13 protein-coding genes and 2 tRNA genes are annotated in these 15,409 nt (G+C 54.1%); 7 read left to right on the top strand and 8 right to left on the bottom strand.

Annotation, left to right across the window (positions count from 1 at the left end; translation table 11 throughout):
- The first annotated feature begins 23 nt into the window (after positions 1-23).
- Entirely contained in the window at positions 24-1,070 is a 1,047-nt protein-coding gene (locus N6V40_RS12220) for a winged helix DNA-binding domain-containing protein (protein ID WP_262197823.1), read from the top strand.
- A 12-nt stretch (positions 1,071-1,082) separates the two neighbouring features.
- Here N6V40_RS12220 and def read toward each other — a convergent pair whose 3' ends face one another.
- From def to orn, 5 genes are all read right to left on the bottom strand, one after another.
- Positions 1,083-1,655 (bottom strand): peptide deformylase, encoded by a 573-nt coding sequence (gene def / locus N6V40_RS12215; protein ID WP_131088129.1) that lies wholly within the window; start codon positions 1,653-1,655, stop codon positions 1,083-1,085.
- 24 nt (positions 1,656-1,679) lie between these two features.
- A complete protein-coding gene (locus N6V40_RS12210) occupies positions 1,680-2,828 on the bottom strand; it encodes an acyl-CoA dehydrogenase family protein (RefSeq protein WP_262197821.1) in 1,149 nt (382 codons plus the stop codon).
- An 870-nt stretch (positions 2,829-3,698) separates the two neighbouring features.
- Positions 3,699-3,774: transfer RNA gene (locus N6V40_RS12205), tRNA-His, on the bottom strand.
- Positions 3,775-4,108: 334 nt separating this feature from the next.
- A tRNA-His gene (locus N6V40_RS12200) sits at positions 4,109-4,184 on the bottom strand.
- A 216-nt stretch (positions 4,185-4,400) separates the two neighbouring features.
- The gene (gene orn / locus N6V40_RS12195) at positions 4,401-4,955 is read right to left on the bottom strand and encodes an oligoribonuclease (RefSeq protein ID WP_131088131.1); all 555 of its coding nucleotides are present in this window, start codon (positions 4,953-4,955) and stop codon (positions 4,401-4,403) included.
- A 211-nt stretch (positions 4,956-5,166) separates the two neighbouring features.
- Here orn and mptB (N6V40_RS12190) point away from each other — a divergent pair, with 211 nt between their 5' ends.
- The 6 genes from mptB (N6V40_RS12190) to N6V40_RS12165 all read left to right on the top strand — a co-directional run bounded on the left by mptB (N6V40_RS12190) (position 5,167) and on the right by N6V40_RS12165 (position 13,233).
- Positions 5,167-6,693 carry a polyprenol phosphomannose-dependent alpha 1,6 mannosyltransferase MptB gene (gene mptB / locus N6V40_RS12190; RefSeq protein ID WP_242632436.1) on the top strand — a complete coding sequence of 509 codons (1,527 nt, stop codon included), beginning with the start codon at positions 5,167-5,169 and terminating at the stop codon, positions 6,691-6,693.
- Between the two features lie 25 nt (positions 6,694-6,718).
- Complete coding sequence (gene mptB / locus N6V40_RS12185) at positions 6,719-8,209, top strand: polyprenol phosphomannose-dependent alpha 1,6 mannosyltransferase MptB (protein WP_315973808.1); 1,491 nt, start codon at positions 6,719-6,721, stop codon at positions 8,207-8,209.
- A 61-nt stretch (positions 8,210-8,270) separates the two neighbouring features.
- Complete coding sequence (locus tag N6V40_RS12180) at positions 8,271-9,389, top strand: VanZ family protein (protein WP_262197819.1); 1,119 nt, start codon at positions 8,271-8,273, stop codon at positions 9,387-9,389.
- A gap of 117 nt (positions 9,390-9,506) precedes the next feature.
- A complete protein-coding gene (locus N6V40_RS12175) occupies positions 9,507-10,322 on the top strand; it encodes a DUF2637 domain-containing protein (RefSeq protein ID WP_131088134.1) in 816 nt (271 codons plus the stop codon).
- A gap of 79 nt (positions 10,323-10,401) precedes the next feature.
- Positions 10,402-11,499, top strand: a complete 1,098-nt coding sequence (locus tag N6V40_RS12170; protein WP_131088135.1) for a GTP pyrophosphokinase — start codon at positions 10,402-10,404, stop codon at positions 11,497-11,499.
- Between the two features lie 132 nt (positions 11,500-11,631).
- Positions 11,632-13,233, top strand: coding sequence for an ABC-F family ATP-binding cassette domain-containing protein (locus N6V40_RS12165; protein WP_131088136.1), 1,602 nt, complete (start codon positions 11,632-11,634; stop codon positions 13,231-13,233).
- Between the two features lie 525 nt (positions 13,234-13,758).
- Here the strand turns inward: N6V40_RS12165 and N6V40_RS12160 are convergent.
- Genes N6V40_RS12160 through N6V40_RS12150 form a run of 3 tightly spaced genes read right to left on the bottom strand, consistent with a single transcriptional unit; the run spans position 13,759 to position 15,308 of the window.
- A complete protein-coding gene (locus N6V40_RS12160; protein WP_131088137.1) occupies positions 13,759-14,664 on the bottom strand; it encodes an SURF1 family cytochrome oxidase biogenesis protein in 906 nt (301 codons plus the stop codon).
- Positions 14,665-14,910, bottom strand: a complete 246-nt coding sequence (locus N6V40_RS12155) for an acetone carboxylase (RefSeq protein ID WP_131088138.1) — start codon at positions 14,908-14,910, stop codon at positions 14,665-14,667.
- The gene (locus N6V40_RS12150) at positions 14,910-15,308 is read right to left on the bottom strand and encodes a DUF3099 domain-containing protein (RefSeq protein ID WP_165477262.1); all 399 of its coding nucleotides are present in this window, start codon (positions 15,306-15,308) and stop codon (positions 14,910-14,912) included. Before N6V40_RS12150 ends, N6V40_RS12155 begins: the two co-directional genes overlap by 1 nt.
- Positions 15,309-15,409: the final 101 nt, after the last annotated feature.

The following is a 15,409-nucleotide window of genomic DNA, read 5'->3' as shown; positions in this document are numbered from 1 at the left end:
GGTGCGAGAGATAGGGCAAAGACGTGGAACGAGAGCGGTTGTTGGCCGCACGGATGCGCAGTCAGAAATTACGTGAGCCTGCACAAAGCTTGCTGGGTGCAGCCGAGCATATGTTGGCGATTCAAGCTCAAGACTTCACCGCCGGACGTTATGCCTTGGCTCAGCGGGTAGCGTCCGAACCGAACCGAGCACAGGTTAATGAGCTGTTCAATGATGGCCAGCTCGTTCGTTCGTGGACCATGCGTGGCACCCTGCATATCTGTAGGGCACAGGACGCCAAGTGGATGGTGCAGGCGGCCAGAGAGCGTACCCTGAAAACAGCTGCGACTAATTTGCGCGCTTTGCAGATAGATTCGCAAACCATTGACCGCGCCTCTACCATCGTGACCAACCTGCTCATTGACTGCCAAAGAGCCAGTAGAGCCACAATCTTTGCCGAGCTAGAGAGTCACGGGATACCGACTAAAAATCAGCGCGGACTTCATGTGCTCTTGGTGCTGGTACAAAACGGGCTGATCTGCTTGGGACCGATTCCTGCGCAGGCCAAACTGATCGCCCAAGACTATGTGCTGGTAGATCGCTGGATCAGTGATCACCGTGTGCCTACAGATCCGATGCACGAATTGCTGCTTCGCTACCTAGGCTCCCATGCACCTGCGACTTTGCGTGGTGCCGCTTGGTACACGGGACAAACCCTGACAACGATGCGCAAGGCGGCCAATGAGGTGGCCGATCAGCTTGTGGCAGTAGGGCAAGACGAGCGGGGTGAGGATTACCTCGTAGTTGCCGGCTCTGCCACGCATCAAGAGCTTGAGAGCTCTGGCGAGGTGGAACTACCCAAGCGGTTGTTAGGCCCGTTCGACGAGTACTACCTGTCCACCGCGGATCGGCACCTGATCGCCGATGCACCCATGCAGAAAGCGATCATGCCAGCTACCAACGGCATGTTTAATGCATTCTGGATTGAACGGGGACGAGCCACGCAAGTGTGGAATACAAATGTAGCGCCGACCGATACACTCGGTGCGGCGCTACATCAGCGATATCTTGACTTCAAGACTGCAAACTAGGCAGCCAAAGCGTTAGTGACCAAAAGGGTCCTCGTCGGTGCCAGGCAACCAGGTAATGCCAGGTACGCCCCAGCCCAAAGACTTCTTGGCTTTGTTCCAACGCTTATCCCAGCGAGGTTGGAGCTTATCTACGTAGAGGAAACCATCAAGGTGATCGTATTCGTGCTGCATCACCCGGGCGAACCAGTCGTGAGCCTCGAAGGAGATCGGATTTCCGAACTCATCAAAACCTTCAACCTTGGCATAGTCCGCACGCTTGAGCGGGTAGTTCAGCCCAGGGACCGACAAGCAACCCTCGGACTCGTCATCAACGTCTGCCGGAGCTTGCGACACCTTGGACAGGGTTAGCTTCGGGTTGATGATGACACCACGCTCAGGAGCGGTGTCCTGGTCTGCGTAGACATAGGTGAATAGACGTAGACCGATACCAACCTGCGGAGCAGCCAGTCCCACGCCGTGGGCTTCGTCCATGGTCACGTGCATATCTGCAACAAGCTGGCGTAGCTCATCATCAAACTCGGTGACTTCTACTGCGCGACGATGAAGAACAGGTTCTCCATAAACTGTGATCTGCCGGATTGGCACGTGATCAGGTCCTTTCAAAAGTGCTTAAAGTGCTCGTCCAATAGTTTCACGCATGATCTCACTTGTGCCACCAAAGATGGTCAACAAACGAGCCGCGGTGAAGGATTGAGCAATTGGGTACTCCATGATGTAGCCATAACCACCATGGATCTGCAACGCCTTGTCCGAAAGCTTTTTCGCGCTCTCACTAGCCCAAAGCTTCACTTCGGCAGCTTCCTCAGCACTAAGTTCGCCCTCGTTAAACGCAACAACCGCCTGATCAACAAAGGTCTGGGTGACATGCGCCTCAGTTTTCAGGTTAGCCAGTTCAAAGCGGGTGTTCTGGTACTCGGTGAGGGCCTGCCCGAAGGTTGAACGATTGGAGGCGTGCTCCAGTGCTTGCTCAAATGATGCGCTGGCGATGGCAGATGCTGCTACCGCAATAGCCAAGCGTGCCTGAGGCAACTGTTCCTTGACGTAGGTTAGTCCCTGCCCGATCTCACCAATGCGATCAGCATCAGAAACCTTGACCTCATCGAAGAACAGCTCCGCGGTGTCAGAGGCACGCAGTCCCATCTTGTCGAAGGGAGTGCCGTTGCTGTAGCCCTCGGAACGCTCAACCATGAACAACGAGAACGACTGCGCCGTGGCGCGACCGCTTTCACCGTCAGTACGGGCAAGCACTAAAGCGGCATCTCCGAATGCACCATTACCAATAAAGGTCTTCTGACCGCTGAGCAGCCAACTCTCACCATCACGTACGGCCTTGGTGCGCACAGCGCGTAGGTCCGAACCAGCTCCGGGCTCAGTGAAGGCGCAAGAAGTGATCGTAGAACCATCCACCATGCGAGGAAGCCACTTGGCCTTCAGTTCATCGGTACCGTAATTGATCAAGTACGGCAGAACCAGATCATCGTGCAGATGGAAGGCCAAGGCAAGGGCTAGGTGCCCGGCACGGACGAACTCTTCATCAAGAACGACACGGAATCGGTAGTCATCGATTCCCATTCCGCCAAACTCTTCAGGAACAGCAAGCCCAAGCAAGCCGTTCTCACCGGCTGACTGCCAAACCTCACGTGGAATCTGGTGGTCCTTCTCCCACTGGGCGTATTTTCCGGAGACTTCACGAGTATTGAACTCCGTTGCCAATTCACGGAACTGCTCGTGGTCCTCTTCAAGAAGTGCGCGTTTCACAGGGGAGTACCTTTCGGTGGATTGGACGCAGGCAAAAAGCACAGAGGCCTGCCAAAGTACAACATCCATTATGGGTGGTCGAGCCAACTCGCGCCTATTTGAGCTGTAAAACTTTGCATCAAGTCGCAAAATAACGCTAGAAGTCTCGAAAAACAGGGGGATAGACCCCAAAAATCAACAGATTCGAACATAGTTTCGAATATGGTGTTGAATTTGCTGAAATGTGACAAGAAGGCAACAAGTGTTGGAGCGGAACGTCATGCGCTCGCCGAACCCCAGCCAGACTCAGCGCAAAGTGCGGAAGTCCGAAGCTGCGGTAAAACCTCCTGAGTCGGTCGGTTGATGCAACGTAGGGGCCTGAGTAGGTTAGTTCAGCTGTTCTATGGGGTGCCCCTGGTAACGACCAATTGTGCGCGAGTCAGGTGATCCGTATTTCGATGCGCATGAGTAGACAAGCGTTGAACGGGCCTAAGGGTAATGCGAGGCCTCGATGCTAGTTGGTTGGACTAAATCTCCTCTGCACCACGTGGACCTGTGCATCCAACTGGTATTGCTCCGAAAGGTACGGGCGTCAAATCATTCACGTTACATACTGTGCCCATTGTCGAAAGCATGTTGAGTGGGGGACCGAGCAACGGTTTGTGCGCCGCATTGAGCGGTCTGGGTGATCAGGAACGCGCTCGCCGTAGGTTCCGCGTCAGTGCCCACTGCTTTTGATTCAAAGTGAGGCAAACTGCGCATCTGCGGTTCTTGGGTTGCGTTTGTTGAACCCTGAATGGATGTAAGTACGCGGACCAGAGCTGCGTCAATAGGACTGAGAATGCAAAAGACTCGATTCGGAACCTAAGTTCTGAATCGAGTCTTTTGATATGGGGTGAGTAACGGGGTTTGAACCCGCGACCTTCTGGACCACAACCAGACGCTCTACCAACTGAGCTATACCCACCATGTTCACTTCAATACTAGTCAGACGCTCTAGAGCTGGTGACTAAGTATCGGGCAACGAGAAATACTATACACGTAGTTTGCCGTTCAATACTAATCAGGAAAGCGTGAGCCGTTGGTTTGTGACCAGAGGCTCATTTTCGAGTCGAAATGCCGACCGGGCGTCTTTGCAAGTGTGCCATTCATCCGAGCCTTGTGGGCAAATCTTGCGCGCAAAAGAAGCGGAAGCCTAGCGTGGGCAATGGTGTCGCCAGCCGATTACCGGATGCTCGCAAGAGGGTGAACGAAGAAAAGGCTTGATTTGAAACCTAAGTTTCGAATCAAGCCTTTTGATATGGGGTGAGTAACGGGGTTTGAACCCGCGACCTTCTGGACCACAACCAGACGCTCTACCAACTGAGCTATACCCACCATGTTTGCTTTATTACTAGTCAGAATGCATTTGAAAACTGATTTCGTATCTGGCAACGAGAAATACTATACACATATTTCTCACCTATTAGCCAATCGGGAACCCCAGGGGCGCTATGCAGTGCATCACTCTGCGCCCCAAGGGTTCCGGCGCGACTACTGGTCGTCGCTGGTAACGATTTGAGCTGCTACAGCTTTGGCCTCGTCAGTGCTTGGTCAGGGAGCTGGAACCATGATGGTCTCTCGGTAGTACCGAAGCTCATCAATCGAATCTTGAATGTCGCCTAGGGCACGGTGGTTGCCGGTCTTGGCAGGGGCCGCATAGTGCGCCTTCGGGTACCAGCGACGGCTCAGTTCCTTCAGCGTGGAAACATCGATGATCCGGTAGTGCAGGTGCTCAATCACTTCAGGCATATCCCGAGCCAAGAAGTTCTTGTCTGTCCCTACCGAGTTGCCACCGAGCAGCGCTTTATTGGCTTCAGGAACATGCTTCTTGATGTACTCCACCACGATGCGCTGGGCTTCATCCATGCTCAAACCCTGTTCCAGCTCTGGGAGCAAGCCACTGACGGTGTGCATGTTGCGCACAAAGTCGTTCATCTGTGCCAAAGCAGCATCTTCAGGCTTGATGACAACCTGAATTCCTTCATCAACGATTTCCAATTCGGAATCGGTGATCAGTACCGCTACTTCGATCAGTGCGTCGTTGACCAGATCCAGTCCGGTCATCTCGCAGTCGATCCATACAATTTTTTCTGAGTTACTAGCCACGTAACCAATCTACACTTGCACCGCGCCTGTGGGAGAGCGCACGCGGTGAAAGCACGAGTGCAAGCAGTGTCCTGCCCAAGCTAAGCGGAGAGACAATGCTAAAATCGGCAGAGAATTCTGGCTACCAAAAGACCCTCTGTCAGGGAGCTTTTGATACGACGTAGGCCTTGAAATTCACGAATTTTGGTCCGCTACAGCACGAGGTGTCAGTGTGTCAGCCAGCAACTTAGAAGCAGTGCGATCCCAGCCAAACGCTGGAGTGAACAAGACGCTGCTCAGTGGCGTCATTGGCGCTTCGCTGATACTTTTTGGCTCTTTCGGCACTGGCTGGCTAGCTAGCGTTTCCCCGCTGAATCGGGATCCGTTTTTCATTATGCTGCGCACCGAATCTTCGGGCGTGATCCTCTGCGTGATTCTCTTGGCGCTTGGTTGCTGGTTGCTCTTTCGCTCCTGGTGGCGCCTAGGGCAGAAGCTTCGCGACTGGGGCGAAGGATCACTGAAGATTGTTCGCCGGGCGGTCTGGCTGTGGAGCATTCCCATGTTTGTGGCCCTGCCAATCATGAGCCGCGATGCTTTTGCCTACCTTGGCCAGGGGCGACTGGTGGTAGCCGGTCAGGACCCATATGTTGATGGCATCTCAAGTTTGAACAATTGGTTCCAGCTGGGGACCGACACCATGTGGGCTCAAGATGGGACCCCGTATGGGCCACTCTTTCTTTCCATTGAATACTTGGTAGCCAAACTGGTTGGTGGCTCTACCGACGCCGCCATCCTCGCGTTCCGCGCTATCGCGTTTATCGGTGTTCTTCTTTGCTTGCATTTTGTGCCAAAGCTTGCTGAACTTCACGGGGTATCGGGGGCAAAAGCTACCTGGATGACTGTGGCAAACCCGTTGTTCCTGGTGAACTTTGTGGCCAGCGCGCACAACGATGCTTTGATGACTGGACTGTCCGTATGGGCCGTTTACCTAGCGTGCAAGCGTCACGGTTTCTGGGCCATCGTTGTGTTGGCCGCTTCCATCGGAGTCAAGCCGATCACGTTGGTTCTATTGCCATTTATCGGTCTGCTTTGGGCCGGGCCCGAGGCCAAATGGCCACGCCGTATCTTGTATTGGGTCTATTCAGGTCTGATCTTCCTGGCACTGATGACCTTCGTTGGCTGGTTGAACGGCTACTGGTTCGGTTGGCTAGATGTCATGCTTCACTACACCGGTTCTGGATTCTCAATCTTTGCCCCGCTGGGTTTGATGACCGTCGCAATGACGAGCATCTTCCACTCGTTTGGGCTTGAATCAACCGGAGTGCTCCCAACCATCAGCACCATTGGTCGTCTGCTCGGTGTTGGCGTAGCCATGGTGTTGATGTTCCGTGGAAAGTACTCACATTTGGTTCAGCGCATGGCCATTGCCTATTCGGCCATTGTGGTTTTGTCCCCAGTCATTCAGCCTTGGTACCTCTTGTGGCTTCTGCCGTTCTTCGCGGTCACCGGACTTCGCGATGACTGGCAGATGCTGTGGCTACACTTGACCACTATTTTCTTCTTGGCCTACCAAGCTGCCGACCAAATTTTCGTCTGGCAATTCTTGCAAGAATCCCTGGTGCCTCGCGTACAAATGATTTCTTGGGGAACCTCCATCGCTTGCGCCGTCTATCTTGTCTTCTTTGATCGGAAAACCAAGTCAATTGTCCCTGACCTCTTGAGCTCAACTAATTGGCTGACAAAGGAAAAGAAGGCCTAGTGACAGTGCTGGAAATTCGCCGGAAATTACAGGGGAAAGTCTGCGATCGCTTGGATGGCAGGGCTTTGCAGCGTCGGTGATGATCACCGTCGCGTCCTGGGGGATTGGCTGGTTTCCGCGCAATCAGCTCTCGCCGATAGCTCGGAGTGGATTCTTCATCGAATTTCGTACCGAGTCGAGCGGCGTCATTACCTGCATTGTGCTCATGGCCTTGGGCATGGTCTGGCTGACCCGAACGTGGGTTGTCACCCGTCCACGGGTTCAGAAGTCAACTGACATTACTTCAGGACAATTGGGCAAGCTCATCACGATGTGGTCAGCACCGCTCATGTTGAGTTTCCCCATTCTGAGCCGTGACGTATATTCCTACCTTGCTCAGGGACGAATGTTGCATGCCGACAAGTCTCCCTACGCTGAAGGGATTTCAGCCCTACCCGGCTGGTTCGATGGAGGATCAGACGGCCTCTGGGCGCAGTCTCCGTCGCCCTACGGTCCCTTCTTCTTGGTTTTGGCCCGCATCATCTTTTTTGCCTCGAATGGCATTCCGGAAATCGGAGTGGGCCTGCTTCGCATTGTTGCGGCCCTGGGTGTACTTGGCTGTTATCACTTCACCGCAAAGTTGGCCAAGAAGATGGGACAGAATCCTAACTGGGCCAATTGGGCAATTGTAGGTAACCCACTGTTCTTGCTGACCATGATTGGCGGCGTGCATAACGACGCACTAATGATTGCCGGTGTCTTCAGCGCGTTGGCCTATGCCTATGATCGGCGCCCTGTTGCCTCAACGATGGCCTTGGCGATGGCAGTTTCGGTTAAACCGATCGTGCTTCTGGCACTGCCATTTATCGGCTTGATTCTCCTGAACAAAAATCCATCCAAACGTGCTCGTTGGATGGTCTGGGCCAAAGTCTCTGTCCTGTCATTGATCTGGTTGACCATCATTGGTGCGGTGACAAACCTCTGGTTCGGTTGGATCCCTGCGATGTTCAGCGCCGGCGATGCGGCCTTCCCCTATGCACCGGTGGGCCTGGTCGGTTGGAGCCTTAGCAAACTGGCCGGACTGCTTGGTGGCAACGCGTTACTAGTGAACAGCATTGTCGTTCAGCTGTTCCAACTATTTGCCCTGGCCATTGTGGCTCGTCTTGCGTTGGCCAAGAACATCTCAAATCCGGTACGCCTCACAGCTTGGTCCCTGTCTGCAGTGGTCCTGCTGGCACCCATCATTCAGCCTTGGTACATTCTTTGGCTCATGGCATTTTTCGCCATCTCGCACCGGGTGTCTTGGACCTCCGAAAAATTGATGATCTATGCTTCCAGCCTCATTCTGGTTGCCGTTTTTGTTGACCAGCTTTCCATAGAGCAATGGCACACAGCATGGACGATGAAGACTTTTGCTGGTGTGCTGACTGTATTGCTGTTTGTCGGGCTCTTCCGCTTTGATTCGACTACGCGTCGGGTTCTTGATGGTCCGTTCGGGCCCTTGGACAGCGCGGAACACCGCAACAAAAAATCCTAGATAGTCAAGATCACACATCCGGGCACAGGGCTTACTGTGGAGCATCGGCTTAGATTGAACTATGCAAACGATGTTCTGGCCAGCGACCATAGCCATGCTTGGTGGTGCCCTCTTCTTGGGCGCTGCAGGCATTTTCCTATTGGCACTTCAGTACCGTCGGCATGGTCGACTGTCTTGGCGTAGGACCATTACCACTGCTGCGGCAGCGGTGTATTGCTTCGGTTTATTCAGTTACACCATGTTGCCACTGCCTAGCTCGCGTAGTACGGCCTGCGTTCCGGGGCGCGGTCTTCCGCAGCTAAACCCGGGGCACTTTGTTAACGACTTTCAACTAACTATCGCCGAGCAAGGGATGCGTGGTTTTGCGACCAGTTTTACCCTGTGGCAAGTGATCTTCAACGTCATTTTGTTCATGCCCTTAGGACTTCTGGCCGTGCGCTGGCTCAGAGGAAATATCTTCACCGCCATCGTGCTTGGCTTTGCAGCGTCGCTTTCAATTGAGTTGACCCAGTACACCGGCATCTGGGGACTGTACGACTGCGCCTACCGCGTAGCTGATGTTGATGACATAATCGTGAATACCGCCGGGACACTAGCTGGCGCAGTCTTTGCCTACTTGCCCGTGTTCAGCTTCCTGACTGGTCCAAGGGAAGGGGACGCGCGATTCGCAGCTCCACGCAGGGTTAGTCGTGCACGCCGAGTACTGGCCAACGTTTTTGATCTAGCGATCACTACCGGCGCCGTTTTTGTTATCTCAGGCGCACGCTCACTGGTAGAAAAACTAGGCGGGCCGGTGACCAACGAAAAGCTGATGAATCTGTGGATCCCAGTAGTGGTTGTCTTCTTCGTCTTCTTGCTGCCCAACCTCACCCCAGGGCGCGCATCGCTCGGACAGCGTTGCGCCTGGCTCATGGTTACCGGAGAAAACGGTGGCCCGGCGCCGGCCTGGCGAGCGGTACTGCGAAGCGTTCTTGGCTTCGGCGGGGTTACCTTCCTTTTCCAAATTTCCACCAGTATCACCGATCTAAGTCCCTACCCAGTACTGAATATGGTGCTCACCGCGTACATGGTAATTAGCACGGTATTCTTCCTTGCAGATTCACAATTGCGGGGACTGGCGGCCATGGTTAGTGGCACCGGATTTATTGATCGTCGAGCAATAAGACCTCCGGCGCAATAGCACTGATCATGTGGGGCTAAAATAAGAACTGATGGCTTTTTGACCAGTAACTTGGGGCTATCAAACTCGCTTTCGACGACATATCCGAATATTGAGAAGTTAGGTCTGCCCTGCAGCATGGAAGAAAATAAGCTCGACATCCCGAATGAACCGCACAAGGCAGTCCTAGGTACCGCTGTCGGCGCAACGGTTCTGATCGCCATTGGCGCATTCGTTTTGTCGTTCGCCGCACTGACCGACCTCGCCGAACGTTCAGGAATTAGCCCCCGCCTAGCCTGGATCTGGCCAATCATCATTGACGGTATGATCGTTGCCGCAACCGTGGCCATCGTCGCCTTGAACGGCTTTAGCCGCAAGGCCATGGTCTACCCATGGTCACTATTGTTCTTCGGCGCAGTGGTATCCACGGCCGCAAACTCAACCCACGCGATTCTTACCGTTGATTCCATCGAAAACGGTGTGCCAGCGGTTGTTTCGGCGCTTGTGGCAGCCATGCCTCCAATCGTTCTCTTGGCCATCACTCACTTGACCGTGCACATGTACCAGAAGAAGTCAGAAGCCTCGAAGCTTCGCGCTGAATTGGAATACGACGAAGAGCAGGCCAACGCCGAGAAATACGGTGTTGCTTACGATGATGGATACAGTGCAGCGTTGACCGATGCGCAGACTGCTGAGTCCGAGCGTTTGACTGAACTGGAACAGCAGCATCAAGACGCTCTGGCTCGTGCTCGCGCCGAAGGTATTGCCAGCGCACGCGCTGATGCAAAAACCGCCAGCGCACGCGCTGATGCAAAAACCGCCAGCGCCAAGGCAAACACCCAGACCGCCCAGAATCCGCAGACCGCTGCAGCGCCAAAGGCTAAGCCAGGCAAGCCTGTAGAAGATAAGGCCCCGTTGTTTGACGACATGGCCAAGCGTCTTTCCCGTCCGTAATTTCACATAGAGAATCCCGGCCGGCGAGAGCAAGTATAAGGACTAAAGCAACGAGCAGATCAGCACCTAGGAGGCAGCAATGACGGTTCCACAGCATGAACAGAAGGACGACGAGTTCTCTGAGAACATTGCGACCGCCGTTGAACAGTACAAATCTGTAACCGGCGAACTGAATACGGTTATGTCGGCCATGAAGGCCAAGATCCGTAGGCTATTTGCTCAAAGTGAAGTCCAGCCGTTGTTCATCACTGGTCGGGTTAAATCTGCTGCGTCATTTACTGCCAAGGCCTCGCGTCGGCTGCAAGAAACCTCCGAGAGCGCACCGGTACTGGAATTTCCGAATCCGTTGCGCGAAATCCATGACATGGTCGGTATCCGAATCATCGTCATGCTGCCTCACGAGATCCAACAGGTGGCTAGCCTGATCAAATCGCACCGGGATTCTTTCGATTGCCGAAGCGACCGGGAGAAGGATATTGGCTCGGTTGAATCCGGAACCTACGGATACTCCTCACGACACCTGCTGCTAAAAACCCGTAGCGAACCTACCGTACGCAAATTCCAAGAAGCGTTGGGCAAGCCTGTAGTAGCCAGCGGAAACTTTGTTTTTGAAGTGCAGATCCGCACCGTGCTCCAGCACGCGTGGAGCGAGATGGAACACGACATCCGCTTTAAGCACCCGGGCGAGGCAGCTTGGAATCCACAGATTGACCGGCATTTCACCGCCACTGCAGCCATGCTGGAAACCGTGGAAGATTACTTCACCGACATTGACGAGCTCTATCACCGACTTAATGGTTATCACGACCAACAAGGTGCCGGTGCTGAGCCGCTGACCAGTGAAAAAATTGGTGAGATCTGGCAAACCCTGTTGCCGCACGTTGACCGTAAGCGTGATGACGACTGGTCGTGGGCCGCAGAATTACTTGATGCCCACGAGATTAACCAGACGTGGCAACTCGCTCAGCTACTTGATGCCAATGTGGTGACCGACGTGCGTGCCGCACTTGATCACCGTTATTCTCCAGGGCCGGACCGTCTGCTTGATGATGTATTGCTGTGGAGATTTGGCAAGGAACATATCGATAAAACCAGCGGCGGAGACCTTCGCCGTGAAGGCTCGTTGCGCCGTCGTCTAATTCAGATGAAGGATTACCGCTCCCAGCTGGGTAGTTAGCCAAGAGGTGAACCACTGCGGATTGTTAGTTTATGCACTTTCCACCAGTGGTTTAGCTCTTGGCTAGTATACTAGTTAAGTTGCCCATTAACGGGCCATAATATTTTTTCCCGCGTGAAAGGGCCACACCATATGATTTCCGTAGCCAACCTTGAGCTACGCGTCGGCGCCCGCTTGCTGATGGACGAAGTAAACTTCCGCATCGACAAGGGCGACAAGATCGGACTGGTGGGCCGAAACGGTGCCGGAAAGACGACCATGACCAAGGTCCTCGCCGGCGAAACCCAGCCTGCGTCGGGCGAAGTAACTTACAAGGGATCCATCGGCTACTTGCCGCAGGACCCTAAAACTCCGGACATGGAGCAACTGGCTCGTGACCGCATTCTTGGCGCCCGTGGACTAGACGTTGTCCTTGGCAAGTTGGCCAAGAACCGTGACGAGATGGCAAGCGAAGACCAAGCCGTCTCCGAAAAGGCCATGCGTCGTTATGACCGCCTAGAAGCTGAATTCATCGCTGCCGGTGGTTACGCCGCTGAGTCTGAAGCTGCAGCAATTTGCGCCAACTTGGACTTGCCGGACCGTATCTTGGATCAGCCGTTGCGCACCCTTTCCGGTGGTCAGCGTCGTCGTGTGGAATTGGCCCGAATCCTTTACTCGGATGCCGAAACTCTGCTGCTCGATGAGCCAACTAACCACTTGGACGTTGACTCGATCATGTGGCTACGCGATTTCATCAAGAACTACGCTGGCGGCGTGCTGATGATCAGCCACGACACCGGCTTGATGGAAGAAACCGTTAACAAGGTGCTGAACCTTGACGCCAACCGTGGTGTAGTCGATGTCTACAACATGAACTGGAAGCGCTACAAAATCCAGCGCGAAACCGATGAGCGCGCTCGTAAGCGCGAGCGTACCAACATCGAGAAGAAGGCTTCGGTCTTGCAGGCTCAGGCCAACAAGATGAAGGCACGTGCCTCGGGCGCTTCGGCAGCACAGTCCATGCTTAAGCGTGTGGATCGTATGCTCTCCGGCCTTCAGGAAGAACGCTCTTCCGACAAGGTCGCAGCATTGCGCTTCCCGGATCCAGCACCATGTGGCAAGACCCCATTGATGGCCGAGGGCCTGTCCAAGGCTTACGGCTCTTTGGAGATCTTCAACGACGTGTCGCTGGCTATTGACCGCGGCTCAAAGGTCGTGATCTTGGGACTGAACGGTGCTGGTAAGACCACCTTGCTGCGTATGCTCGCAGGTGTGGCCGAACCGGATAGCGGCTCGATCATTCCAGGCCACGGCCTGAAGATCGGCTACTTCGCACAGGAACACGACACCCTGGATCCAGAAGCTTCGGTACTGGATAACATGCGTCGTAACGCACCTGATCACCTCAATGACGCCGATGTGCGTTCGATCCTAGGTTCATTCCTGTTTGTTGGTGATGACGTGTCCAAGCCTGCCGGTGTACTTTCCGGCGGTGAGAAGACTCGTCTTGCTCTGGCAACCATTGTGGCTTCCAGCGCAAACGTACTGCTTCTTGATGAGCCGACTAACAACTTGGACCCAGCGTCCCGCGCCGAGGTTTTGGGCGCACTGTCCACCTTCCCAGGTGCAGTAGTTATGGTCAGCCACGATGAGGGCGCAGTCATGTCCTTGAAGCCAGAACGTGTAGTTATCTTGCCTGACGGCGACGAAGACTTGTTCAACGAGGACTACCTAGAATTGGTCTCGCTGACCTAAGCGTTTACCGCAAAGCTCGAATCTCGTAGGCTTGGCACAACACCACTAGATGGGATGTGCCAAGCCATGCGTTTATCTACAGAGCTTTTCCGAGTTGCTTGTGTTGGCCTGATCGTGGCCACTATGTCACTAAGTGGCTGTGCCAAGAACACACCGGATCAGATCAACGCATAATGGGAACTAGCAGACCCCGCGGCTCTGACCGCACAGAGCACCCACCTTGATTTGAAGGTGACTCGAATTGCTTGTGGCTCTGGGGTGACCGGAGAGATTACCGTAACGCAGGTGAGCTACTCCAACGAGGATGTCTTAGTTGGTTTAGTAGTTGAACCGCTGAAGGGCAACGCGCAAACCTGCCAATCAAATGAGGCCGTGCCCTATACCCTCACGCTTGATGAACCGTTGGGCCAACGCAGACTCGTTGATGCATCCTGTGCCCAAAACAGCGAGCAGGATAGCGCAACAGAAAGTTGCCAATCTGATGCCGTTCGCTGGACACCTTGAGCCGAATGGCTAGTGGGCTAGTTACTTCTGATCTGGGGAAGAACTCACTGGCTGATCCAGCATCGCGTCTTCGGTGGCCTCATCGGTTAGCGAACCGTCGCGCCTAAATTTTTTGTCTTCAGCCGAGCGGACCTTGCGAACCTTGTGAATAGGTTCGTCAAAACCCAGTGCCTTAGCTTCAGCTATTTCAGCTGCATCTTCAGCGTTGAGCCTCTTCTGCTGTCGTGCCGCGTACCAGAAACCGACAAAGGCGAGCACACCAAAGGCATACCACTGGAATTCGTAGGATAGGTGTGGGCCCTCATCCATGTCCGGTGCATCCAACGGCAGGGGAGCCGAAGCCGGGGCAGGATCTTCTTGATACATGATGCCGTAGGCACCCTGAGCGATGTCGTAGTTCAGGTGCTGGGCATAATCTTGCAACTGAATTGAAGCGATCTGTCCCTCAGGAGCACCGCGGTCAAGACGAACTTCAGAAGGCTTCAGCCGAGCGTTGATGGTGACTTTTCCAGAAGGTGGTGCTGGCACCGCGTCGGGATGACCACTTTCCTTGTCGCCAATAGGCAAATACCCGCGGTCAATAATCACTACTTCGCCGTTGCTGGTCTTAAAAGGTACGAGAACTTCATAACCAGGGCGGCCCGCTTTGATGCGGTTTCGAACAATGTAGGTGTCATCAGCGATGTAGCTACCGGTGAGTGAGACAGTCATCCAGGTCTTTTCTTCTGGAAGCTGTTTGAACTTGGCTAACGCCTCTTCTCCGGTAGCCGGGTCAGCAAAGTAATTGCGGTTCACTCGTTCAATACCGGTAAGAACTTGGTCTCGACGGTTTGCTTGCCAATTGCCCAAGCTAATGCACGCTGCGGCGAAGATCGCCACCAGTACCAACCAGCCAACCCAGCGGGTGCTTGCTAGAAATCGATACATCTACGCAGTGTCTCCTGAGGTGCTGGACAGTGGCAACGTCTCGCGATGAAGAAGGCGCTCTTTGAGGTAGGTTTCCAGCCACTGCAAATGTTCCGGGCAGGCCAGCCAAATCTTACGGCGCTCGGGAGTGTGGATTTTCGGATTGTTCCACAGCAGTTGATACTCCGCGTGGTTTCGGCATCCTTTACGCGAGCACTGAACTTCGGCGGGGGACTGAGGCTGTCCCAGTGAACCTAATAAATCCACTAGTCCTCCTTGTCGGTGCTGCTGGGCTGATCAACAAAAGTTCCGTCAATCACGTCATCGTTATCAAAGTTAGTTTCTTGCGTGGAGGCAGCTGCAGGAATCTGCTGTGGCTCTGGTGCTTTGTAGAACTCAGGAGCCGGTTCGCGCTTGGTTAGATCGGCACCGCCGTTGGCAATGACCACGGCGATATAGGGCAGGATCACTGCGCCAGCAATGAAGAACCAACGCAGCCAGTTATCAAAGAAAAATGCCAAGATGAAACAAACCATACGCACGGACATCGATATCGTGTACTTGCGCACACGGCTATCGCGCTCGGAGCTGTGGGATTCACGCGCTTCGGTGATGCGGTGAACGCCCGGCTCACCAGAATCATGATTCGTGGGCTGAGATGACATGTAAAAGACTTCACTTTGCTGTGCGGAAACTGCTTCCATTGTCTCACTTGTGGCGCGAAGAGCGTAATTTCTACGCGCTGTCGAAGCGGTAAAACCAGCCA

The sequence above is a fragment of the Glutamicibacter sp. M10 genome, assembly GCF_025452055.1.
In the GTDB taxonomy this organism is placed as follows: Bacteria; Actinomycetota; Actinomycetes; order Actinomycetales; family Micrococcaceae; genus Glutamicibacter.
The sequence above is the reverse complement of the archived record's forward strand: the minus strand, read 5'-3'. Positions and strand labels throughout refer to the sequence as shown.